Annotated in this window: 18 protein-coding genes; 4 read left to right on the top strand and 14 right to left on the bottom strand. The window is 64.9% G+C overall.

Annotated elements, in window-relative coordinates; genetic code table 11:
* Positions 1-25 precede the first annotated feature (25 nt).
* Complete coding sequence (rtcR, locus tag ACODS9_RS14120; RefSeq protein ID WP_489094096.1) at positions 26-1,609, bottom strand: RNA repair transcriptional activator RtcR; 1,584 nt, start codon at positions 1,607-1,609, stop codon at positions 26-28.
* A 601-nt stretch (positions 1,610-2,210) separates the two neighbouring features.
* Here rtcR and ACODS9_RS14115 point away from each other — a divergent pair.
* The 3 genes from ACODS9_RS14115 to ACODS9_RS14105 are packed head-to-tail and all read left to right on the top strand — an operon-like array spanning position 2,211 to position 5,567.
* Entirely contained in the window at positions 2,211-3,341 is a 1,131-nt protein-coding gene (locus ACODS9_RS14115) for a slipin family protein (RefSeq protein WP_401109719.1), read from the top strand.
* Positions 3,342-3,380: 39 nt separating this feature from the next.
* Complete coding sequence (locus ACODS9_RS14110; protein ID WP_489094095.1) at positions 3,381-4,586, top strand: RtcB family protein; 1,206 nt, start codon at positions 3,381-3,383, stop codon at positions 4,584-4,586.
* Positions 4,587-4,595: 9 nt separating this feature from the next.
* A complete protein-coding gene (locus tag ACODS9_RS14105) occupies positions 4,596-5,567 on the top strand; it encodes a hypothetical protein (protein WP_489094094.1) in 972 nt (323 codons plus the stop codon).
* A gap of 7 nt (positions 5,568-5,574) precedes the next feature.
* Here ACODS9_RS14105 and ACODS9_RS14100 read toward each other — a convergent pair whose 3' ends face one another.
* The 6 genes from ACODS9_RS14100 to ACODS9_RS14075 all read right to left on the bottom strand — a co-directional run bounded on the left by ACODS9_RS14100 (position 5,575) and on the right by ACODS9_RS14075 (position 12,480).
* The gene (locus ACODS9_RS14100; protein ID WP_489094093.1) at positions 5,575-6,483 is read right to left on the bottom strand and encodes an alpha/beta hydrolase; all 909 of its coding nucleotides are present in this window, start codon (positions 6,481-6,483) and stop codon (positions 5,575-5,577) included.
* Positions 6,484-6,551: 68 nt separating this feature from the next.
* Positions 6,552-8,780 (bottom strand): TonB-dependent siderophore receptor, encoded by a 2,229-nt coding sequence (locus ACODS9_RS14095; protein WP_489094092.1) that lies wholly within the window; start codon positions 8,778-8,780, stop codon positions 6,552-6,554.
* A gap of 83 nt (positions 8,781-8,863) precedes the next feature.
* Positions 8,864-10,201: a HAMP domain-containing sensor histidine kinase gene (locus ACODS9_RS14090; RefSeq protein WP_489094091.1), complete on the bottom strand. Its 1,338-nt coding sequence runs from the start codon at positions 10,199-10,201 to the stop codon at positions 8,864-8,866.
* Positions 10,201-10,893: a response regulator transcription factor gene (locus tag ACODS9_RS14085; protein ID WP_489094090.1), complete on the bottom strand. Its 693-nt coding sequence runs from the start codon at positions 10,891-10,893 to the stop codon at positions 10,201-10,203. Before ACODS9_RS14085 ends, ACODS9_RS14090 begins: the two co-directional genes overlap by 1 nt.
* Positions 10,894-11,018: 125 nt before the next feature.
* Positions 11,019-11,948: a FecR domain-containing protein gene (locus ACODS9_RS14080; protein WP_489094089.1), complete on the bottom strand. Its 930-nt coding sequence runs from the start codon at positions 11,946-11,948 to the stop codon at positions 11,019-11,021.
* Positions 11,941-12,480 (bottom strand): sigma-70 family RNA polymerase sigma factor, encoded by a 540-nt coding sequence (locus ACODS9_RS14075; protein WP_489094088.1) that lies wholly within the window; start codon positions 12,478-12,480, stop codon positions 11,941-11,943. The genes ACODS9_RS14080 and ACODS9_RS14075 overlap by 8 nt, the downstream gene beginning before the upstream one ends.
* A gap of 170 nt (positions 12,481-12,650) precedes the next feature.
* Between ACODS9_RS14075 and ACODS9_RS14070 the strand changes: the two genes are divergently transcribed.
* Complete coding sequence (locus tag ACODS9_RS14070; RefSeq protein ID WP_489094087.1) at positions 12,651-15,578, top strand: TonB-dependent receptor; 2,928 nt, start codon at positions 12,651-12,653, stop codon at positions 15,576-15,578.
* A 253-nt stretch (positions 15,579-15,831) separates the two neighbouring features.
* On the opposite strand, the gene ACODS9_RS14065 is transcribed toward ACODS9_RS14070, so the two are convergent.
* From ACODS9_RS14065 to ACODS9_RS14035, 7 genes are all read right to left on the bottom strand, one after another.
* Positions 15,832-16,530 carry a LexA family transcriptional regulator gene (locus tag ACODS9_RS14065; RefSeq protein ID WP_489094086.1) on the bottom strand — a complete coding sequence of 233 codons (699 nt, stop codon included), beginning with the start codon at positions 16,528-16,530 and terminating at the stop codon, positions 15,832-15,834.
* A gap of 221 nt (positions 16,531-16,751) precedes the next feature.
* Positions 16,752-17,279 (bottom strand): inorganic diphosphatase, encoded by a 528-nt coding sequence (gene ppa, locus ACODS9_RS14060; RefSeq protein ID WP_003255365.1) that lies wholly within the window; start codon positions 17,277-17,279, stop codon positions 16,752-16,754.
* A 91-nt stretch (positions 17,280-17,370) separates the two neighbouring features.
* Positions 17,371-18,186, bottom strand: a complete 816-nt coding sequence (locus ACODS9_RS14055; RefSeq protein ID WP_489094085.1) for a M90 family metallopeptidase — start codon at positions 18,184-18,186, stop codon at positions 17,371-17,373.
* A 7-nt stretch (positions 18,187-18,193) separates the two neighbouring features.
* Positions 18,194-18,841: a DedA family protein gene (locus ACODS9_RS14050; protein WP_401109736.1), complete on the bottom strand. Its 648-nt coding sequence runs from the start codon at positions 18,839-18,841 to the stop codon at positions 18,194-18,196.
* A 252-nt stretch (positions 18,842-19,093) separates the two neighbouring features.
* Positions 19,094-19,552, bottom strand: a complete 459-nt coding sequence (locus tag ACODS9_RS14045; protein WP_023629652.1) for a GNAT family N-acetyltransferase — start codon at positions 19,550-19,552, stop codon at positions 19,094-19,096.
* A gap of 107 nt (positions 19,553-19,659) precedes the next feature.
* On the bottom strand, positions 19,660-20,478 hold the full coding sequence (eutC, locus tag ACODS9_RS14040) for an ethanolamine ammonia-lyase subunit EutC (RefSeq protein ID WP_489094084.1): 819 nt from the start codon (positions 20,476-20,478) through the stop codon (positions 19,660-19,662).
* Positions 20,479-20,486: 8 nt separating this feature from the next.
* Positions 20,487-21,881 carry an ethanolamine ammonia-lyase subunit EutB gene (locus ACODS9_RS14035; RefSeq protein WP_489094083.1) on the bottom strand — a complete coding sequence of 465 codons (1,395 nt, stop codon included), beginning with the start codon at positions 21,879-21,881 and terminating at the stop codon, positions 20,487-20,489.
* Between the last annotated feature and the right edge of the window lie 43 nt (positions 21,882-21,924).

Raw genomic sequence — 21,924 nt, 5'->3', positions numbered from 1 at the left:
CACAGTGGCGGTATGCTGGCAAGCCCTACGACTTTAGTTGCTGCCAGTCGAGTCCGAACCGCGCCAGGTACTTGCGCAGGCGGTCGGCGTCGTTGGGGTTGGCCTTCTCCTGGCGCGACACCGCGAACAGCTGACGCCCGGCCTCGGACAGGCTCGAGGCGCGGCGGCACACATCGATCACCGCCTGCAGTTGCACCTGGTCGAACAGGTCCAGCTCGCGGCCGTCCAGCAGCGGCTCGGTTGCCGACTCCAGGCCCCAGGCATAGCGCAGCCGTTCGATCTCTTCCTCGACCAGTGCCTCGTCGATGCGCCCGCTGTCGGCCAGGGTCGCCATGCGCGTGATCGATGCCGACAGCTCGCGGAAGTTGCCGGCCCAGCGTGCTTCGCTGGCGTGGGCGAAGGCCAGGTAACGGCGCTTGGCTTCGAGGTTGAAGCGCACCTGGCGGCCTTGCTCACGGGCGTGGCGCTGCAGCTCGAAATCCAGGTTCGGCTCGATGTCCTCGCGCCGCTCGGCCAGGCCCGGCAGGGCGAAGGTCCACAGGTTGATGCGGGCGAACAGGTCTTCGCGGAACGAGCCGTCGGCGACCTTGGCGCGCAGGTCGCGGTGGGTGCCGGCGATCAGTTGGAAGTCGCTTTCCACCTCACGGTCGGCGCCCAGCGGGAAGAATCGCTTTTCTTCGATGGCCTTGAGCAGCATGGCCTGTTCGTCGGCGCCCAGCTCACCGATTTCGTCGAGGAACAGCATGCCGCCGTCGGCGGCGCGCAGCAGGCCGTCGCGGGCGTTCTGCGCGCCGGTGAAGGCGCCTTTGGCGTGGCCGAACAGGGTCGACATGGCGCCGTCGCCGCGCAGGGTGGCGCAGTTCACCTCGATGAAGCGACCGCCCAACTGGTGACGACCGCGCTTGAGCTCATGGACGCGGCGTGCCAGGAACGACTTGCCGGCGCCGGTCGGGCCGACCAGCAGCATCGGCGCCTTGGAGCGCAGGGCGACCCGTTCGATCTGCTCGATGGTGCGGTTGAAGCCCGGGTTGCGCGTGGCGATGCCTGACTTGAGCAGCGACTGCCCCTCGACCTGTTCGCGGCGAAAGCGCGAGGCGATCGGGTCGTAGCGCGACAGGTCGAGGTCGATCAGCGTGGCGATGCCGGCCGGGTCGCTGTTTTCGTCGTGCTTGCGCGAGGGTGAGGTCTGCACCAGGCGCGCTGGCAGGTAGCGCGCCTCGGTGAGCAGGAACCAGCAGATCTGCGCGACGTGGGTGCCGGTGGTGATATGCACCAGGTAGTCCTCGTGCTCGGTGTCGAAGCTGTAGCCGCTGGCGAAGTCGTGCAGGGCGCCGTAGACCTCCTCGAAATCCCACGGGTTGCGCAGCGCCAGCGGGTGCAGGCGCACCTCGGTGCCGGGCGAGACCTGCTGGATGTCGGCGCGGATTCGCTCGGCCAGGCCGAGGTCGCGTGCGCCGGGGCCGTGGATAAGTTCCAGGCGGTCCAGGGGCAGGTCGGGTTGCTGGCACAGGCCGATGGTTGGCCGCCACCTGTTCCAGCGCGCCGCACCCTTGCCGTTGCGGTCGAGGGTGGTGCCGAGAAAACCGATGGCGACGAGAGGCTTGGTCATCCGTGATTATCCAAAAAGATAAATATGTATCTCAGGATATACGAAAAATGAAATCCGTTAGACACCTTGTAATGTATGGGCTAACGCTCAATAAGAAATAAAGTCTTATAAATCAGTTGGTTATACGATTTCTTCAAGGGCGAATGAAAACCTGGCACGCCGCTCGCTATATCCCTCTCGACTGCATCGCCAGGCAGGCCCTCGGGTCAGGGGATATCAACCCCCGCCGGTGCACGTACCCACCCTCAGGTGTTGGTGTCGTGCATGCCGCCGCTGCAACGAACGGTCATTGCGGCGCAAGCCTGTGAACAGGCTTGCGAGGCGCTCGCCGGGCCAAGTCCCGGCACTACCCTCCACGGTAGCTACAAACGCAACACCCGCAGGTGGGGCACAGGCAACGCAACCAGGGCCAGGATGGTCCGCTCTTGCGAAGGACGCCTGGGCTACCGCTGGCCCACCCGGCCCGCCGGCCGGGCCTGGCGCAACGATGGAGGCCGCCGGAGCAAGCGCTCCCGGCCCCGGACTCCGCCAGGCTTCGCCCACGGCGCTCGGTGAGTTGGCGACCCCTGCAACCAAGGACATTGATAAAAGGATGAGCAAGATGAAACTGTTGAAACGCTTTGTGGTGAAGAAAAACGAACGTGGCCTGCTGATGAGCGAAGGCGACTTCGTGTCGATTCTCGAGCCTGGCCAGTACTCGCGTTTCGACTGGCAAGACCGGCTGACGGTGACCACTTTCAGCCTCCAATCCTCGCTGTTCGAACACCCGCTGGCGCAGTACCTGCGTGGGCAGGAGCCAGCTCTGGTCGAGCAGCATTTCGAAGCCATGGACCTGGCGCAGCACGAGGCCGGCCTGCGTTTCGAGGACGGCCGCCTGGTTGAGTTGCTGGCACCGGACAGTCGCCGCCTGTATTGGAAAGGCCAGGTCGAGCATGGCTTGCAACGCATCGATCTGAATCAGGGCCGGCGCCTGGACGATGAACTGGTGATCCGCCTGAACCGACCCGGCGTGGCCGGCACGGACCTGGTGCTGCTGGCGCTGGTGCCGGCATTCCATGTCGGTGTGCTGAAGATCGACGGCGTGGTAGCCGGGTTGCTCGAGCCAGGCCGCCATGGCTACTGGCGCTGCGGCAGCCAGGTAGCGGTGGAGATGGTCGACACCCGCTTGCAGGCGCTGGAGGTCAACGGCCAGGAGATCCTCACCCGCGACAAGGTCAGCCTGCGCCTGAGCCTGGTGGCCAACTGGCGCTACACCGATGTACTCGGCGCCCACGGGCAGATGAGCAAACCGGTGGAGCACCTGTACCGCGAACTGCAGTTCGGTTTGCGTGCCGCAGTAGGTACCCGCACCCTCGACGAGCTGCTGGAAGACAAGCAGTCCATCGACGGTAGCGTCACCGAGCACCTGCTGGCGCATCTGCAAGGCAGTGGCCTGGAGGTGAGCAGCCTGGGAGTGCGCGACATCATCCTGCCGGGCGAGATGAAAACCCTGCTGGCGCAGGTAGTGGAGGCAGAGAAGGCCGCCCAGGCCAACGTGATCCGGCGCCGCGAGGAAACCCAGGCGACCCGCTCGCTGCTCAACACCGCCAAGGTGATGGAAGGCAACCCGACGGCCCTGCGCCTGAAGGAGCTGGAAACCCTGGAGCGGGTGGCCGAGCGCATCGACCGGATTTCGGTGTTCGGTGGTCTGGATCAGGTATTGAATGGCATGGTCAGCCTCAAGGCGGGTTGACCCTTTGCGACACGACGTAGCGCAACAAGGAACAAGGCAATGAACATACTCGAAGTGGCGGGCGGCAAGCCGATCAAACTGTGGACCGACGGTGTGCCGGTCGAGGACGACGCCCGCAAGCAACTGATGAACACGGCGAAGATGCCGTTCATCTTCAAGCACCTGGCGGTGATGCCGGACGTGCACTTGGGCAAGGGCTCGACCATCGGCAGCGTGATCCCCACCGTGGGCGCGATCATCCCGGCGGCGGTGGGCGTGGACATCGGCTGCGGCATGATCGCCGCACGCACCTCGCTGCATGCCCGCGATCTGCCGGACAACCTGCACGGCCTGCGTACAGCCATCGAGAAGGCCGTGCCCCATGGCAAGACCTTCGGCCGTCGCGACCAGGGTGCCTGGGACAACGTGCCGAACCACGCCGACCAGGTCTGGAGCGGCCTGGCCGGGCGCTTCAAGGCAATCACCGACAAGCATCCGCGCCTGGAGAAGACCAACAACCGCCAGCACCTGGGGACACTGGGCGGCGGCAACCACTTCATCGAGGTCTGCCTGGACGAGGCCGATCGCGTCTGGTTCATGCTGCACAGCGGCTCGCGTGGCGTCGGCAACGCCATCGGCAACCTGTTCATCGAACTGGCCCAGGCCGACATGCGCCAGCACATGGTCAACCTGCCGGACCGCGACCTTGCCTATTTCGAGGAAGGCAGCCGGCACTTCGCCGACTATGTCGAGGCGGTGGAGTGGGCGCAGGACTTCGCCCGGCACAACCGCGAATTGATGATGCAGGCGGTGGTCGCCGCCACCCGCAAGGTGCTGGGCAAAGCGTTCGAAGCCAGCCTCGAGGCAGTGAACTGCCACCACAACTATGTGCAGAAGGAGCAGCACTTCGGCCGCGAGGTACTGGTGACCCGCAAGGGCGCGGTGTCGGCGCAGAAGGGCCAGCTGGGCATCATCCCCGGCTCCATGGGCGCGAAGAGTTTCATCGTGCGTGGGTTGGGCAACGAGGAATCGTTCTGCTCGTGCAGCCATGGTGCGGGCCGGGTGATGAGCCGCACCAAGGCCAAGAGCCGCTTTACGGTCGAAGACCAGCAGCGCGCCACTGCCCATGTGGAGTGTCGCAAGGACAAGGATGTGATCGACGAGATCCCGATGGCCTACAAGGATATCGATGCGGTGATGCAGGCCCAGCGTGAGTTGGTCGAAGTGGTGCACACGCTGCGTCAGATAGTGTGTGTCAAAGGTTGAGTCAAGAGCATGAAACTTGTGAGCATTGCATTTGTTTTGGTCAATACCGTGTTTGTGCTGACGTTGCCTGTCTCGTTTGTCGTGCAGTGGGGCATTCGAGGGGCTAAGGGGGCGGGTGTGGCGCAGCGGATGAAATCCGAGCTGAGTACTCTACGTGAGGTCGCCACGGTCAGTGACTGGATGGCATTACTGATCTTCGTGAACTTCCTGGTCTTCATGGTGCTTACGCTTATTGTCCAATACCTGCACTACAACCCCGTGCTCTGGATGGCGTATGCCTTGCTGCTCACGATGGTCCTGGCAATGTTGGTCCTGTGCCGGGTAGAGAAGGAAATCTGGGCTGAGCTGAAGAAGTACCGGGCCTTGTTGATGGTCGCGATCGGCCTTACTAGTGCGGCGATTCCTTATCTGGCGGGGCCACTGGCAGATGCGACGATCAGCCGATTCACGGGGATGGAAGCTAATGCATTTGTGCGTGGCCAGAACCTGTTCGTGCTGATCATGTCCGTGGTTGTCTGGCCGCTAGGCTTGTTGCCTCTGGGAGCGCTGGTGTCCTGGTTGCTCGGGGCAGGGCATCTATGGGCAGTTAAACGCAAGGTGATGCGCGCGCGGCTCATGTACCTGAGTCCGCGCCAGCGCTTGCTCGAAAGCCGGCGTTTGCGCTTGGCGACCGCCAGGAGGATTTCTGTCCTGATTGCGTTGAGCTTCACTACGGCCGGCATGCAGCAAACGACTTCGCGCCTGGTTTCGACGAGCTACGCGAGCCAGAAGCTCAAACAGGCATTGGTGTTCAGCTCGTTTCATCTTCCCCCTGAGGCGTGCGGTCTGGAGGATCAGGTGCCAGCGAGCGCGAAGCTGGTACAGGTTCGCTTTAGACTGGCTGTCGTTGCTGTACCCAATGGAACTGAGGATTATCGATTCATCAAGCGGCCCTGTCGTATCAACGAACTCGCCGCTCGTGCTGCAGCACATGCACCTTGAAGGGGTGTCAGCGAATGCAGGCCGGCGTCCTTTGTGGGCTGACCATCTCATCCACGACGCGTTGCAGTGATGCTGGAAGCATCGCGCCATGGGTGACGCCTTCGAACGGCACGAGACATACCTCCATTCCGGTCGTGCGTTCCAGGTCCCGTGTCAGTTCACGCACGGGATTTAGCGTATCCGCTTGAGGTGGGCCGTTTGGCTTGAGCGGCTCTGCGCTCCCACGCATCAACAGTAGCCGTGGATGCCGGTCGGACAAGCGCCCGCGAAGGAAATGCGCCTCTTTGAGAATCGCCCCATCGTTCCACCACAACGATGGGCTGGCCGCTGCATAGTCGCTGAACAGCCATGGGCGGGTGAACAGTGTGTGCAGCACCGCCAGCCCGCCATAGGAGTGGCCCCAGAGCATCTGTCGTCGCGGGTCGATGGGCGCCACAGCGGCGACCATCGGGCGCATGCGCTGCTCCAGCAGGTCGAGGAACGCATCGACGCCGCCACTGGCCTGGCCTGTCAGCGGATCGCGCTGCTCGGCCAGCCCAGGTACGACTGGTGTGTAGTCATAGGTACGGGCGGAACGCTCGATGCGTTGGTCGGTCTGGTAGCCGATGGCGACCAGCAGCGGTGCCTGGCCGTTGGCGAGCGCCTGCAGCTGTTGCGGTGCCAAGGCGCTGATCGCGGCGTTGCCATCGAGCATCCATAGCACCGGGTAGCCGCTGGCGGGTACCGGGCGCTGGGGCTTGCCGATCCACAGACGGTAATGGCGCTGGCCATCCCGCGAGTCCAGGTCGAGGTGGCTGAAGCGATAGGCCATGTCCTGGCGCTGCAGCAGGGTGGTGTCCATCTTCTGTTCGGGGTGCGGCTGCGCCAAAGCCGTACCGGCCAGCAGCAATGCCAGGACAAGGGTCGGGATCTTCATCAGGTGTTCTCGTGGGGTCTTCCATGACGTGCCGCCGCTGCATCGTGGATGCAACGGCGGCAGTGGGCTCAGAAGGAGGCGGTGAGGCTGGTGTAGAGGGTGCGGCCCGGTTCGTTGTAGGTCGCCGCTCCTGCGCCTTCGATGCCGTTGACCGCCTGGGCGTTGCCGGCGCGGTACAGGCGTTTGTCGAACAGATTGTCGATGCCGGCAGTCAGGCTCAGATTCTTTGTGAGGGCGTAGGTGCCGCTGGCGCCGACCAAGGCGTAAGGCGCCACCTGGTCGTTGGCGCTGCCGGTCACGCGCTTGCCCTGATAGTCGTACTTCTTCGGCGTCTGTTTGCCGTACCAGGCCACGCTCAGTTGCAGCGACAGGTCGTCCGTGGCTTGCCAGTCAAGCATCGAGTTGAGGGTGTAGGCCGGGGTGACCGACAGGGTCTCGCCGGTGGTCTTGTTCTTCGATTGCAGCATGTAGGTGAAGTTGTTGCTCCACTTCAACTGCTCGCTCAGTGGGATGGTCAGGGTGCCTTCCAGGCCTTCGACCAGCGCCTTGGGGATGTTCTCCCATTGGTAGAGCGTCGCGTTGGCGTTGCCGCCGACGCCACCGGAGGCCTGGCCGATGCCGCTAAGGCCCGAGTCGATCTTGTTCTTGTAGTCGTTGCGGAAGTAGGTCAGGCCGACGACCCAGCCATTGTCCTGGAACTCGATGCCCAGCTCTTTGTTGACGCTGGTCTCGGCCTCCAGGTGCTCGTTGCCCTGCAGGTAGCAACTGGTGGTCTGCCCGTAGCACCCCTGGCCACGGCTGTAGAGCAGGTAGTCGGGGTTGAGCTGGTACAGGTTCGGCGCCTTGTAGGCGCGGGCGATGCCGGCCTTGAGCGTGAGGGTGTCGGTCAGCGCGTGGGACAGGTTGAGCGACGGGCTCCAGTTGTCGCCGACGATGCTGTGGTGGTCGAAGCGCAGCGCCGGGGTAAGCATGGTGCCGGGCAGCAGTTCGATGTTGTCCTCGGCGAACAGCGAGAAGATCTGCGCCTGGGTGCTGGTACTGCGACCGCTGCTGGTCAGGCCGGGCACGCTGCCGCCTTCGCTGGTGCTCTGGGTGTTGGCGCTGGGGTCGTCCAGCCTTTGCTGGCTCCACTCGCTGCCCAGGGTCAGGGTCTGGTCGCGCCAGGCATGCAGCGGCAGGTTGAGCTCGCCATGGGCGGTCAGGTCGCGCAGGGTCGAGGTGTAGAAGTCGGTGTTGCTGAAGATGCCTTCGGTGCCGCCGGCCAGGCCTTCGTTGATGCGCTGGTTGCGGGTCTTCTCGTATTGCAGGAAGGCCATGCTGCTGCCGAAGTCCCAGTCACCCCGATGGGTGATGGCGAAGTTCTCGCGGTAGAGTATGTTGGTCTCCTTGCCCAGCATGCTTTTGACGTTGGCATTGGAGTTGGTGTTCTGGGTATCGCCCGCGTACAGGTTGCCCTGGCGGCTGAAGCCGGCTTCGAGTTCCAGGGTCTGTTCCGGGGCCAGGCGCCAGCTCAGCAAGCCGTTGAGGTCCTTGTTGCGCACACCTTCCCGGCCAGAGGGCAGGGTACCGGCCTGGGTGCCGGTGCGCGCGGACTCGTGCCCGGCATTGATGTCCCAGTCGTCCGCGTCGGTCTTGGCCACGTTGCCGTAGACTCGGTAGCTCAGGGTGTCGGTCAGCGGGCCGTTGAGGCCGAAGCTCACGCGCTTGGTGGCGCCTTCGTCACCGTGCTGCGGGAAGTTCTGGTACACGGTCATGTTGCCGTGGGTCTCGCCCGCCGGTTGCTTGGTGATGATATTGATCACCCCACCCATGGCCCCGGAACCATAGCGTGCCGCTGTCGGGCCGCGGATCACTTCGATGCGCTCGACCTGGTCGGCCGGCACCCAGTTGGTGTCGCCACGCGAATCCCGCTCGCCGCGCCAGCCGTAGCGTACCGAGCTGCGGCTGCTGACTGGCTTGCCGTCGACCAGGATCAGGGTGTTTTCCGGCCCCATGCCGCGAATGTCGATCTGGCGGTTGTTGCCGCGTTGGCCGCTGGTGGAGTTGCCGGTCAGGTTGACCCCCGGCATGGTGCGGATGATCTGCGACAGGTCATTGGCTGGCGGGCGCTTCTTGATGTCTTCGGCGGTGATGATCGACACACCGGGTGCCTGCTTGGTCTCTTCCAGCGCGGTGGCCACCACGTTCTGGCTTTCCAGCTCGATCGGTGCGGGCTGGTTGGCGGCGTGCACGGCGCTGCCCAGCAAGCAGCTGGACAGCAGCAGGAAGGGCGATAGGCAAAGCGGGCGGGGCGACATGTGTGATCTCCGGCGCGGCGGGCTGATTTCAAGAGATCACAGATGGTAATAGCTCTTATTTGAGAGTAAAGCGCATTAACTTTCTAAACACTTTCGGCCGCGGGCAGCAGCAGGTGCAGGCACAACCCAGGGTAGCCATTGCTCGCCCACAGCCGTCCGCCCTGCAGCTCGATGGCGCGTCGGGCGATGGCCAGGCCCAGGCCGAAACCGGCGCCGCTGCCGGGCAGGCGGCGATAGGCCTGGAAGATCGGTTCAAGTTCCGCCTCCGGCACGCCAGGCCCGTGGTCGCGCAGGCACAGGTGCCAATACCTGCCCTCGCGCCAGCCTTCCAGGCTGACCTGGCCACCTGCGGGCGAATGGCGGATGGCGTTGCGCAGCAGGTTTTCCAAGGCCTGGGCCAGGCTGTCCAGGTGAGCCTGTACCTGGCAGTCGAGGCCGAGCGAGCAGGGCAGCCGGTCCTTCGCCCAGCCGCTCTCGAAGCTGCTGTCCTGCACCAGCGCTTCCCACACCGAGAGCACCAGCACCGGCTCGGTAGCCAGTTGCGGCTGCTCGGTGTCCAGCCACGCCAGGTCGAGGGTGTCCTCCAGCAGTTTCTGCATGTCATCCACTTCCCGGTCCAGGCGCTGGCGCAACTGCTCCGGGGGCAGGCCGCTGTCATGGGCGATGCGCAGGCGCGCCAGCGGCGTGCGCAGTTCGTGGGACAGGGTGCGCAGCAGCAGGCGTTGCTGGTCCAGGCTCCTGCGCAGGCGCACGGCCATGTGCTCGAAGGCCTGGGCCAGCTCGCCCAGTTCGTCGCGACGCTCCTGCAGGGGTAGGCCGGGGCCGTCCAGGTCGTCTGCACGCAAGGCGTCGGCGCGGTCGCGCAGGCGGTTGAGGGGTACGACCAGGTGGCGGTACAACGCCAGGCCCAGCAACAAGGCGAGCAGGGCGGGGGCAACGCCGTGGGTAATGACGTGGGTCCAGGGGGTCAACCCGGTGGGCAGCAGGTGTTCAGGGAGCTGGATGACCAGGCGGCCGTCCTGGGGGCGGGTGGGGAACTCGATGCTCACATAGGGCAGCTCGTCCTGCAGGCGCCGGCTCATGGGCCAGTCGAGCTTGCGCATGAAGGTCAGGCGGCTGGCCTCCTCGGCGCTCAGCGGGGTGGAACCGAGGCTCTGCAGGCGCGGGCCGATGATGGCGACCCAGGTGTCCTCCTCGGCTTGCAGCCGGCGGCGCAGGCGCTCCACGCCGTCGGCGCCGTCTGTGCGCCAGGCCTGCTCGGCCTGTTCGGCGAAGCCTGCCAGGTACACCCGGTCGGCGGGGGCCAGGAAGTAGGTGCTGCGCTCGACCGACAGCCCCCAGGTCCAGATCAGCCAGGTCAGCAGCAGGCAGAAGCACACCTGCAGCAGCGCCAGTTTCCACAGCAGCGGATGTCGGCGCATCAGGCGCTACCTGAGTCGACCAGGATATAGCCCTGGCCGCGCACGGCCTGGATCTCCAGGTGCCCCGCACCGATGGCGGCGAGCTTGCGGCGCAGATTGCAGACATGCACGTCCAGGCCACGGTCGAGGCGGGTGTAGGCCCGGTGCAGGACGCTCTGGTAGAGGAAGGCCTTGCTCAGTGTCTCGCCGGGGTGGGCCTGCAAGGTCGCCAGCAAGCGGTACTCGGAACCGGTCAGCCCGGCGTTCTGGCCATGGTGCGCGACATCATGGTTGGCCGTGTCGAAGTCCAATACGCAGGCATTGCGCGGGGCGGCTGGGCGCCGGTCCAGCGCCACCCGGCGCAGCAGGGCGTCGACCCGGGCATCCAGCTCGGCCAGGCTGAAGGGCTTGGGCAGGTAGTCGTCGGCGCCACGGGTGAAACCGCTGATGCGGTCCTGCTCGGCACCCAGGGCCGACATCAGCATCACCGGTACGGCCTGGTGCCGGCGCAATTCGTCGAGCAGGCTGAGGCCGTCGACACCTGGGAGCATGATGTCCAGCAGCAGCAGGTCGAAAGGCATCTGGTGTATCGCATTCAAGGCTTGGGTGCCGTTCTCGCAGGCCTGGACGCGGAAGCCACGGCGCAGGAAGTGCTGTTCCAGGTCCTGGCGCAGGCGAGGGTCGTCTTCGGCTAGGAGAAGCTTGGGGGACACGGGATGACCTTGATGAGAATGCGTTGCAAATACGAATCATCCCATTGGCGACGGTGCCGCGGCAATGGCCAGGTGCTGGCATTTCGTCGCGTTACACGGAACCGGCAGGGGCGGCCTGCGTGATTTCAGCGGCTGATGAATATCCCGCCGGCCTCGCTGCGGGTACGCAGCTTATGGCTCTGGGCCAACATGGCCAGGGCCAGGGGCAGGTCATCGATCGGGAAACTGCCCGAAACCCGCAACTCGGCCAACGCTGGGTCGCAGACCAGGCGCTGGTCGCTGTAGCGCATCAGTTCCTGGGTCCATTGCAACAACGGCATCTCGTCGATTACCAGCAGGCCATTGCGCCAGGCCAGCTGGGCGTCGCGTGCATCCTCCAGTGGATCGAATCGATCACGGCTGAAGCGCAGCTGCGAGCCTGCCTGGACGATGACACCGCCGGCGGCTTCGGGCTGGACCTGAACGGCGCCTTCGTAGACCGCGAGCAGGGTCTCCTGGGGGAACTGGCGCACGCTGAAACGGGTGCCCAACGCCTGCATGAGGCCTTGCCCGGTGCGCACCCGCAAAGGCCGCGACGGGTCCGCCGCGGTGACGATGTATATCTCGCCCCGGCGCAAGTGCAGCAGGCGCTGCTCGGCCGTGAAGCGCACGCTCAGCTCGCTGTCACTGTTGAGAGAAACCTGGGTGCCGTCGGCCAGCAGCACATCCCGGCGCTCGCCCAGGGCGGTCAAGTAGTCGATGCCACCCTCGCTGCGCCGCCATGCCCACCAACCCAGAGGGGCCGCGCCCAGCAATACCAGCAGGCTGCGCAGCACGGTGCGCCGGCTGCTGTCCGGGCGCACCAGCGTCTGTCGGGCCAGGGTGGGAGGCAGGGTGCCGAGGCGGGTGAGCAGGCGCTGCGCCCGGTTCCAGGCGCGTTCGTGCTCGGCATCGCGGTATCGCCAATGCTCCAGTTCGAGCTGTTGTGCCGGCGTCAGCGGTCCTTCCTGCATCAACAGCAGCCAGGCGGCGGCCTGGGCGAGAATGGCCTGGGCGATGGGGGGCTGTTCACTCATCGGGCATCTGGCTCAGGCAGGCGACGTAGCCCTCGTGAATGTATTTCTTCACCGTCGGCAAGGCGATGTTCAGTGCCTGGGCGATGTCTTTCTGCTTCATGCCGTCCAGTGTTGCCATCAGGAAGGCTTGCCTGACCCGTGGCCGCAGGCTGTCGAGCACGGCATCGATCTCGTGCAGGGTCTCGAGAATCACGCTCTGCTGCTCGGGCGACGGATGTTCGATTTCGGGCACCAACGCCAGAGCCTCGAGCCAGGCCTGCTCAAGGGAATGCCGCCGACGCCAGCTGACCAGCACGCAATTGGCGATACGGGCCAGGTAGGCACGTGGCTGGCGCAAGGTATCAGGCTGGGTGGTGTCGCGGCTGGCCAGCACGCGCACGAAAATGTCCTGGGCCAGGTCATCGGCCACGCCACGCCCCCAGGAGCGCAAGCGGTACGCCAGCCAGCCGCGCAACCAGGCGTGGTGTTCGACGTACAGCGTGGTCACGGCGCAGTGCTCGATGTGCCGTGGCGGGTTCTTGAAGAGGGTCATGGGCAGCGTGGTCAAGGGTGTAAATGCAAACAATTATCACTAGATTTGGCTAAATCACAAGATCAAGTGAAAATGCGAATCGCACGCATATACCTTTTTCGCTGTCGTGCGACAGAAGGGGTGCAAGCCCGCATCGAGTGCCGGGCACTGACCTCACGAGCGAGAAAAGCATGCCCGCCAGCTATCGGCTTCCCCCTGTTTCGCGCCCATCGCAACGCTTGTCCCCGATCAGCTTCGCCGTACGGTGCGCGGTGCTCGGCTGTTTGCTGGGCTCAGGCGCAAGCCTGGCCCAGGCTGCCCCGGCGGCAACCGAGAACACCCGGCCCGACGACGCCACGCGCCGCGACTACGATATCGCCCAGGGGCCGCTGGGCACCTCGCTGGGCGTGTTCGCCAAGCAATCGGGGCTGTTGCTGTCTTACGACCCCGACCTGACCCGCGGCCGCGCCGCGCCAGCGCTCAAGGGGCGCTACACCGTGCAGGAGGGCGCCCGGCGCCTGCTGGCCAATACCGGCCTGCAACTGCTGCCCAACTCACGGGGGGCGTACATCCTCATCCCGCAGGCCCAGGCATCGGCGATGGCAACCGAGCTGACACCTACCGTGGTCGCCTCCAGCGAAATGGTCGACCCGCAGCGTGACACCTACCGCGCGCCGCGCTCGACGGTGCACCTTTCGCGTGAAGACCTCGACCGCTTCAGCACCGTATCGGTGGGCGACATGCTCAAGGGCGTGGCCGGCGTGCAGGTGGGCGACAGCCGCAACGGCGGCGCGCTGGACGTCAACATTCGCGGCATTCAGGGGCAGAGTCGGGTCGCGGTCAGGGTCGATGGCGCGGAGCAGGCGCTGGATGTGTACCGTGGCTACGGCGGTACCCAGCAACGCAGCTACATCGACCCGGACCTGATCAGCAGCGTCACCGTGAACAAGGGCCCGAGCACCCGCTCCGGGGCGATTGGCGGTTCGGTGGAGATGAAGACCATCGGCGTGGATGACATCCTGGTCGATGGCAAGGACGTCGGCGTGCGCCTGACCGGCAACCTGTGGAACAACGGCGTCGAACCGGAGCACCGCAACCGCCATTCCCGCGATGAGGACCTGAGTGCGGCGCCGCGTGATGAGCGCGGCAGCCTGTTCGGCTCCAAGGCCGAATCCGGCAGCGCCGCCTTCGCCTATTCCCACGAGCGCTTCGACCTGGTGGCGGCCTATGCGCACCGCAACCAGGGCAACTACTTCTCCGGCAAGAAGGGCCAGGACCGCTACCGTCTCTTTGACCGCTGGGGAGACGAGCAGGCCAGTGTCGCCAACACCTACAATGCCGGCGAGGAAGTGCTCAACTCGTCGGCCGAGACCGACTCCTACCTGCTCAAGACCACCTGGCGGCTGGCCGACGACCACACCCTTGACCTCGGCTACCGGCGCTTCGACGGGCACATGGGCGAGATCATGCCGTCGGACATCTTCCGCTACGGCACCGCTGGCATCTACCAGTACCCCACCAGCGAAATCGAGATCGACACCTACACCGCGCGCTATCACTACCTGCCCGAGGGCAATCCGTGGGTGGACCTCACCAGCAACCTGTGGATGACCGACTCGAAGACCAGCACCTTGAGCGCGGCCTGGATGGCGCCCAAGTCGCAGCTGTTCCGCACCGACCGCGCCTGGTCGCGCCAGGACAACCGCCGCATTGGCGGCGACCTAAACAACGTGTCGCGCTTCACCACTGCCCATGGCGATTTCAAGCTCGACCTGGGCGGTGCCTTCCAGCTCGAGGACCTGCAGCCGCAGAAGAGCGTGCTGGCCACCCAGCACGACATCAACGCCAACCGCATGTTGCGTGATGCCTCGCGTCAGGAGTTCAGCTTCAACGGCAACCTGGAGTACAAGCCCGTCGAGACGGTGACGCTGTGGGGCGGCGGCCGCTATGCCCACTACCGAACCAAGGACAACACGGTGCTGGCCGAGGCGCGCCGCGAGGAGCGCGAAATGCGCTGGATCACCGCCAGCAGCCCGGGGCACTGGGGCAGCATGATGTGGTTCCCGGACCAGAACGGCCAGTACACCGACGCCACCGATCCGCGCCTGAACAACGGCATTGTCTTCGAGAACAGCAACGAGCCGTTCAATGGCGTGCCGTTCAACGAGTCCGGCGCGACCAACGTCGTGGTCCATCCTGAAGGTGTAAACCGAGTGGTCACCGGCTATGATTACACCCCGCAGGGCAAGAGTAGCGGCGGAGGCTTCTCGCCGGCCTTCGGCATCAATGTCGAGTTCCTCCCCGACACTTTCGTGTACGCGTCCTACACCCAGGGCCTGCGCCTGCCTTCGCTGTTCGAGACCAGCCAGGGTACCCAGCAGGTCACCCCGGGCAAGCACCTCAAGCCCGAGCGCTCACGCAGCTGGGAAGTCGGCGTGAGTGCCTTGCGCAGCGACCTGCTGACCGCGGGCGACGAGGCGTCGGCGAAGCTGGCCTGGTTCGACAATGACATCAAGAACTACATCACCCGCTACTACGACCCAAGCCCGGGGCTGTGGGGGCAGATGACGTTCAGCAACACCGACAGCTTCCACACCCGCGGCCTGGAGCTGCAATCGCACTACGATGCCGGACGGGTGTTCGCCGACCTGTCGGCCACCTACTACCTGATGACCGAGACCTGCGACGCGGCCTTTGCCGGTAAGCTGCGCGCCAGCGCCAATCAGTATCAGCGCACCCACGACACCCCGGACTGCACGCCGGGCAGCTACATGGGCTCGTACACCAACACGCAGAACCCGCCACGCTTCTCGGCCAACCTGCTGACCGGCTTGCGATTCTTCGACGAGGCGCTGACCGTGGGCGGGCGCATGACCTATACCTCGGGGCCCACCGCGCAGATGGATAAGCCCTGGCAGACCGGCGCGACCACGCCGCAGATCGACTACCGCTCGGTGGCGCTGTTCGACCTGTTCCTCAAGTACAAAGTGCTGGAACACACCGAACTGAACGTGTCGGTGCAGAACCTGACGGACCGCTACTACCTGGATCCGCTGGCGCAGAGCTTCATGCCGGCACCTGGACGGACCTGGCGGGTGGGGATGGTGGCGCGGTTCTGAGGGGTGCCTTGCTTGTCGACAGGCATTAAAAAGCCGGCTTGTGGCCGGCTTCTCGGGGACGGTCTTGGCTCATTTTTGATAAGCCGCAACCGCCTTAAACGGTTGGCAACATGGCCTGAAAAAGATGGCGGACGGCTGTGTGAGGCGTCGCCAGGCCCTCTGGAATGCGGCTTGCACCATCAGGGGGCATGATGTGCCGCGTAGCATACCCGTGTGCGGGGCACCTGCCCAGCAAAAAGTGGTGCGAGGTGTTTCAGCCTGGACGCGCAGGGTGCAGGCATGACCACCAGAACACCCAGCCGAGGATTTCCAGCTTCTGCACGCGGCGTTGATAGGCGGTGTAGCGTTCGCTGGGGTGGTTGAGGCGGTCATGGCTGTGCAGGCACAGCGTGCCGTTCTGGCCAACGGAGAGGCGCTGAACACGCAGGCGGCCATTGTGCAGCAGCGCATAGCACTCGCCCTCCACGATGCGGGTAAAGCCGCAGTCGATGGCCAGCAGGGTGCCTTGGGGCAGCAAGGGAGCCATGTTGTTGCCCGGCATGCCGAGGCAGATGGCTTTCTCCGCAGAGACCTGCACGGCCTCCAAGGCCCGGCGGGGAAGCGGCTGGTAGTGCCCAGGCAGGGCTTGCAGGCGACCTTGCTCCACGTGATGCAGGGGCAGATGCGCCATGTCAGTGTCCAGGGCCAGTAGTGGCGGCGGCAAGGGGGGGGCCGAAGAGGCGGGGCGTGCGCAGACAAGCGGGGTCGGATGCTTCGGGCCTTCGCCACTGCGCAGCCAGCGCTTGCGTACGCAGAACAGGTCGGCCAGTTCCTCGAGCCGGGCCAGGGGCACGCCGCGTTTGAACCAGTTGTTGACGTGCTGCGGCGTGATCCTGCGCTGCGCGGCAAAGTCGGAAGGGGTCAGGTTGCACTCCAGCAGGAGGGCTTTGAGACGGTCACCGGATGTTTTCATGATGGCGAGTCTATCGCCCGTCGAACGGTGTGGAAATCAACCCGATGTCGAGGGTATTTGTAGGAAACGTGGCGGTTTGTAGGCGGTTGCTGAGGATCGGGTAGGACGATTCGATATGACGCCCAATTGCAGAGCCAAAACGCTGCCTCAGGCCCGCCGCCGGGTGGCTGATGGCGCCCATAAAAAAACCCTGCCGGAGCAGGGTTTTCTTCGTGTCAGGTTCAGCCCTTGTAGGCTGCGACCGACTTGGTGATCGCGGCGCGGGCGGCGTCGGCGCCTTCCCAGCCTTCGATCTTGACCCACTTGCCCTTTTCGAGATCCTTGTAGTTCGCGAAGAAGTGCTCGATCTGCTGGATCAGCAGGGCAGGCAGGTCGGTGTATTCCTTCACGTCGACATACAGTTGCGACAGCTTGTCGTGAGGAACGGCGATGACCTTGGCGTCGCCGCCGCCGTCGTCGGTCATGTTCAGCACGCCAACCGGACGGGCGCGGATCACCGAGCCTGGGGCGACCGGGTACGGGGTCACGACCAGCACGTCCAGCGGATCACCGTCGTCGGCCAGGGTGTTGGGGATGAAACCGTAGTTGGCCGGGTAGAACATCGGGGTGGCCATGAAGCGGTCGACGAACAGGGTGTCGCTGTCCTTGTCGATCTCGTACTTGATCGGCGCGTGGTTGGCCGGGATCTCGATGGCGACGTAGATGTCGTTCGGCAGGTCTTTGCCGGCTGGAATCTTGCTGTAGCTCATTGGGCAATGCCCCCGTGTTTGATCAAAAAAGTGGCGGCGATTATAGGCACATTCCCACATTGGGTGCCACGCCCGGCCTGATGCGCGGCTTTCAGCCGTGGCTGGCGCGGTAGTCCGGGTGCTCGGCCTGCAGGCGTGCCAGGCGGCCCAGCGGATCCTGACGGTAGAACAGCGACATCTGTTGGTAGACCTTCGGGTAGGCCTCATGCAGCAGGTCGGGAGCGCTGAAGAAGTATTCGCTGGTGACGGCGAAGAACTCGGCCGGGTTTTCCGCGGCATAGGGGTCGATGGCCGTCTCGGCGTCGGGGTTGGCGTCGAGCTGGCGGTTCAGCTCGTCGTAGGCCTGCTGCATGGCTTGGGCCCAGTCCTCCACGCGCATGCCGTTGTGCAAGGGCGGCAGGCCGTTGGCATCGCCGTTGAGCATGTCCAGCTTGTGCGCCAGTTCGTGGATGACCAGGTTGTAGGCCTCCCAGCCGCCACTGCTCAGGACGCCGGGCCAGGCAAGGATCACCGGCCCCTGCTGCCAGGCTTCGCCGCTGTGCTCGGCGTCCCAGACATGCTCGACCCCGCTGCTGTCGCGGTGGCGCTGGGGGCTCTTGAAGTCGTCCGGGTAGAGGATGATCTCGTGGAAGCCCTGGTACCAGTTCAGTTCGCCCAGGTGCAGCAGCGGCAGCTGGGCCTGGGCGGCGAGGAACAGGCGCTGCTCGTCGTCCAGCTCGACGCCGGGCAGGGTGGTCAGGTGCTTGTCGTGCAGGAACAGCACGCAGGCGTCACGCAACCAGCGGTCTTCTTCGTCGCTGATGCCGTCGAGCAGCGGCAGGCGATCACGGATAACCTGCCACAGCTGTGGATCGACCGGATAGCGGGCCAGGGTGCGCCGGCGCCGCCAGGCGCTGAACGACCACATGCCCAGGTCAGTGGGCCTTGGCCGTGCGACCGAAGCGGCCGCGCAGCAGGCCAAGGATCATCGGTATCAGCGACAGCAGGATGATCGCCACCACCATCAGCGACAGGTGCTGCTTGATGAACGGCACGTTGCCGAAGAAGTAGCCCAGGGTCACCAGGCCGCCCACCCACAGCAGCGAGCCGGCCACGCTGAAGGTCAGGAAGCGCGGGTAGTGCATGTGGGCGATACCGGCGACGAACGGCGCGAAGGTACGCAGGATCGGCAGGAAGCGCGCCAGGGTGACGGTCTTGCCGCCATGGCGCTCGTAGAACTCGTGGGTGCGCTGCAGGTAGTCCTTGCGGAAAATCTTCGAGTTGGGGTTGCGGAACAGGCGTTCGCCCGCCGTGCGCCCGATCACGTAGTTGGTGCTGTCGCCGAGGATTGCCGCGGCCATCAGCAGGCCGGCCAGCAGTACCGGGTCCATCCCGCCACCGGCGGCCACGGCGCCGGCGATGAACAGCAGCGAGTCACCCGGCAGGAACGGCATGACCACCAGGCCGGTCTCGCAGAAGATCACGGCGAAGAGGATGGCGTAGATCCAGGGACCGTAGTTGTTGACCAGCAGATCGAGGTAGGCATCGAGATGCAGGATGAGGTCCAGCGGGTTGAAATCCATGTACAGCACCTGTGTTCTTGACCCGCTTCCACGGGCACGCGATGACGGACAGCGCCATGGTTGGGGAGGGTTTACCGGTTGTGCCGGTAACTTTTCGCACATGACAGGAGGGGGATTATACGGCGAAGTCCGGATTGTGCCCGGAGAGTTTGTAGCGAGGGGTTACGACTGCGTGATCGCGTGCGTGGGAGCGGGCTTGCCCCGCGCTGGGGCCATCGCGGGACAAGCCCGCTCCCATGGTACGTGGCTTGCTCAATCCTGGCTGATCGGCAGGATGTAGTTCTCGAACTCGGTGTCTTTGCGAAAGCCCATGGATTCATAGGTCTTGCGCGCCACCTCGTTGTCGCTGCTGGTGGACACGCGCATGCGCACGGCGTTGGATTTCTTGGCCATCTTCTTGGCCTCGCGCATCAGGTTGTCGGCTACCAGCATGCGCCGCGAGTCTTCGGCCACATAGATATCGTTGAGGATCCACACGCGCTTGAGCGACAGCGACGAGAAGCTCGGGTAGAGCTGGCAGAAGCCCATCAGGCGGTCATCGCCATCATCCGGCAGGGCCAGGTAGATGATCGATTCCTTGCGCTTGAGGCGCTTCTCGAGGAAGGCCCGCGAACTGTCCGGGTAAGGCAGTTGCCCATAGAACTCGCGGTATTTCACGAACAGCGGGGTGAGCAGGTCAAGGTGTTCCAAGGTTGCCTGGATGATGCGCATGGGCGGGCCTCTGAGTCCATTGGGAATACGGCGGATTGCCAGCAGCGTCCACTGGCATGCTGCCTAAAGCAGGCTAGAAGCGCAATCCGCCTTCGGTGACATGTTTTTTACCCTTCACCGAGCAGGAAGTTTCCGCTTTTCCCGGCAGAATCTTCGCTGTCGATACTATGGACCTCGGCTTCGTCCTTCAGATTCACCCCCGACAGCTGGCGCCTGCAGGCCTCGCGCATCAGGTACAGCAGGCGATGAGCGGCCATGCCGTAGCTCAGGCCTTCCAGGCGTACATTGGAGATGCAGTTGCGGTAGGCGTCGGTCAGGCCGACCTTCGGCGCGTAGGTGAAATACAGGCCCAGGCTGTCGGGTGAACTCAGGCCTGGGCGTTCGCCGATCAGCATCACCGTCATGCGCGCGCCGAGCAGTTCACCCACTTCGTCGGCCACCGCGACCCGACCTTGCTCCACCAGGACAACCGGGGCGCTGCTCCAGCCATCGGCGGCGGCCTGCTCCTCGAAACGGCTCAGGAAGGGCAGGGTGTGGCGGTGCACGGCCAGCGCCGACAGGCCATCGGCAACAACGATGGCCAGGTCGACACCGCCTGGGTTGGCCTGGGCGTGCTCGCGCAGGCATTGGGCCGAGTCCTCGTGCAGGCGCCGACCCAGGTCCGGGCGTTGCAGGTACTGGTGGCGGTCGCTGGCGGCGCTGTGCAGCAGCAGGCTGTCGCGCCCGCGGTCGCTGAGTTGCTGGCGCAGGCCGACGTGGTCGAAGGGCAGGTGCACGGCGTCGCGGGCCTGGGCATGGGCGAACTGGAAGTCCAGTTGGGCGCCGGTCGGCAGGCTGATACCGGTACGGCCCAGGGCGATGCGTGCCGGCGTCAGGTTGCGCAGGGCCAGCCAGGGGTTGTCGGGGGTGGGGGTGTGTCGTTCCATGCTCACCTCTAGGCCAGCTGTGCCAGGGCCTGGCGGAAGGCCGCCGGCAGGTTGTCGCCGAAGCGGATGCGGCCATCGGCCTGGGTGAAGATACCGGTACGTTCCAGCCACGCCTCGAATTCCGGCCCGGGCTTGAGGCCCAGGGTCTGGCGGGCATAGAGCGCGTCGTGGAACGAGGTGGTCTGGTAGTTGAGCATGATGTCGTCGGAGCCGGGGATGCCCATGATGAAGTTGATCCCGGCCACGCCCAGCAGGGTCAGCAGGGTGTCCATGTCGTCCTGGTCGGCTTCGGCGTGGTTGGTGTAGCAGATGTCGCAGCCCATTGGCACGCCCAGCAGCTTGCCGCAGAAGTGGTCCTCGAGGCCGGCGCGGATGATCTGCTTGCCGTTGTACAGGTACTCAGGGCCAATGAAGCCGACCACGGTGTTGACCAGGAACGGCTTGAAGTGCCGGGCCACCGCATAGGCGCGGGTTTCGCAGGTCTGCTGGTCGACGCCGTGGTGGGCGTTGGCCGACAGGGCGCTGCCCTGGCCGGTCTCGAAGTACATCAGGTTCTGCCCGACCGTGCCGCGCTTGAGTGACAGGCCGGCCTCGTAGCCCTCCTGCAACACGTTGAGGTTGATGCCGAAGCCGGCGTTGGCTGCCTCGGTGCCGGCGATGGACTGGAACACCAGGTCCAGCGGCACGCCGCGGTTGATCGCCTCGATCGAGGTGGTGACGTGGGTCAGCACGCAGGACTGGGTGGGGATGTCGTAACGCTGGATGATCGCATCGAGCATTTCCAGCAGCGCGCAGATCGAGGCGATGCTGTCGGTGGCCGGGTTGATGCCGATCATCGCATCACCGTTGCCGTACAGCAGGCCGTCGAGAATGCTCGCGGCGATACCGGCCGGCTCGTCGGTGGGGTGGTTGGGCTGCAGGCGGGTCGACAGCCGCCCGCGCAGCCCCATGGTGCCGCGGAACGCGGTGACCACGCGGATCTTCTGCGCCACCAGCACCAGGTCCTGCACGCGCATGATCTTCGACACCGCCGCGGCCATTTCCGGCGTCAAGCCGGGGGCCAGGGCCCTGAGGCTGTGTTCGTCGGCCTTGTCGCTGAGCAGCCAGTCGCGCAAGCCGCCGACGGTCAGGTGGCTGACCGCGGCGAAGGCCGCGGCATCGTGGGTGTCGATGATCAGGCGGGTGACTTCGTCCTGTTCGTAGGGGATCAGCGCTTCGCTGAGAAAGTGCTTGAGCGGGATGTTGGCCAAGGCCATCTGCGCGGCCACCCGCTCGCCGTCGTTGCTGGCGGCGACGCCGGCCAGGTAGTCGCCCGAGCGTGCCGGGCTGGCCTTGGCCATTACCTCCTTGAGGCTGTCGAAGCGGTAGACCTGGTGGCCCACGGTATGCGTGAAACTTACCATACAGAATCTCCAGGGCGCCGCAGGGCTGGCCTGCGGCGCAAGT

The sequence above is a fragment of the Pseudomonas sp. FG36 genome (assembly GCF_057809275.1).
Note: the sequence above shows the minus strand (reverse complement) of the source record. Positions and strands in the feature narration are given on the sequence as shown.

Bases quoted from the DNA above. Each gene is read 5' to 3' on its own strand.
- rtcR (WP_489094096.1), bottom strand. From the start codon at position 1,609: ATGACCAAGCCTCTCGTCGCCATCGGTTTTCTCGGCACCACCCTCGAC.
- ACODS9_RS14115 (WP_401109719.1), top strand. From the start codon at position 2,211: ATGAAACTGTTGAAACGCTTTGTGGTGAAGAAAAACGAACGTGGCCTG.
- ACODS9_RS14110 (WP_489094095.1), top strand. From the start codon at position 3,381: ATGAACATACTCGAAGTGGCGGGCGGCAAGCCGATCAAACTGTGGACC.
- ACODS9_RS14105 (WP_489094094.1), top strand. From the start codon at position 4,596: ATGAAACTTGTGAGCATTGCATTTGTTTTGGTCAATACCGTGTTTGTG.
- ACODS9_RS14100 (WP_489094093.1), bottom strand. From the start codon at position 6,483: ATGAAGATCCCGACCCTTGTCCTGGCATTGCTGCTGGCCGGTACGGCT.
- ACODS9_RS14095 (WP_489094092.1), bottom strand. From the start codon at position 8,780: ATGTCGCCCCGCCCGCTTTGCCTATCGCCCTTCCTGCTGCTGTCCAGC.
- ACODS9_RS14090 (WP_489094091.1), bottom strand. From the start codon at position 10,201: ATGCGCCGACATCCGCTGCTGTGGAAACTGGCGCTGCTGCAGGTGTGC.
- ACODS9_RS14080 (WP_489094089.1), bottom strand. From the start codon at position 11,948: ATGAGTGAACAGCCCCCCATCGCCCAGGCCATTCTCGCCCAGGCCGCC.
- ACODS9_RS14075 (WP_489094088.1), bottom strand. From the start codon at position 12,480: ATGACCCTCTTCAAGAACCCGCCACGGCACATCGAGCACTGCGCCGTG.
- ACODS9_RS14070 (WP_489094087.1), top strand. From the start codon at position 12,651: ATGCCCGCCAGCTATCGGCTTCCCCCTGTTTCGCGCCCATCGCAACGC.
- ACODS9_RS14065 (WP_489094086.1), bottom strand. From the start codon at position 16,530: ATGAAAACATCCGGTGACCGTCTCAAAGCCCTCCTGCTGGAGTGCAAC.
- ppa (WP_003255365.1), bottom strand. From the start codon at position 17,279: ATGAGCTACAGCAAGATTCCAGCCGGCAAAGACCTGCCGAACGACATC.
- ACODS9_RS14055 (WP_489094085.1), bottom strand. From the start codon at position 18,186: ATGTGGTCGTTCAGCGCCTGGCGGCGCCGGCGCACCCTGGCCCGCTAT.
- ACODS9_RS14050 (WP_401109736.1), bottom strand. From the start codon at position 18,841: ATGGATTTCAACCCGCTGGACCTCATCCTGCATCTCGATGCCTACCTC.
- ACODS9_RS14045 (WP_023629652.1), bottom strand. From the start codon at position 19,552: ATGCGCATCATCCAGGCAACCTTGGAACACCTTGACCTGCTCACCCCG.
- eutC (WP_489094084.1), bottom strand. From the start codon at position 20,478: ATGGAACGACACACCCCCACCCCCGACAACCCCTGGCTGGCCCTGCGC.
- ACODS9_RS14035 (WP_489094083.1), bottom strand. From the start codon at position 21,881: ATGGTAAGTTTCACGCATACCGTGGGCCACCAGGTCTACCGCTTCGAC.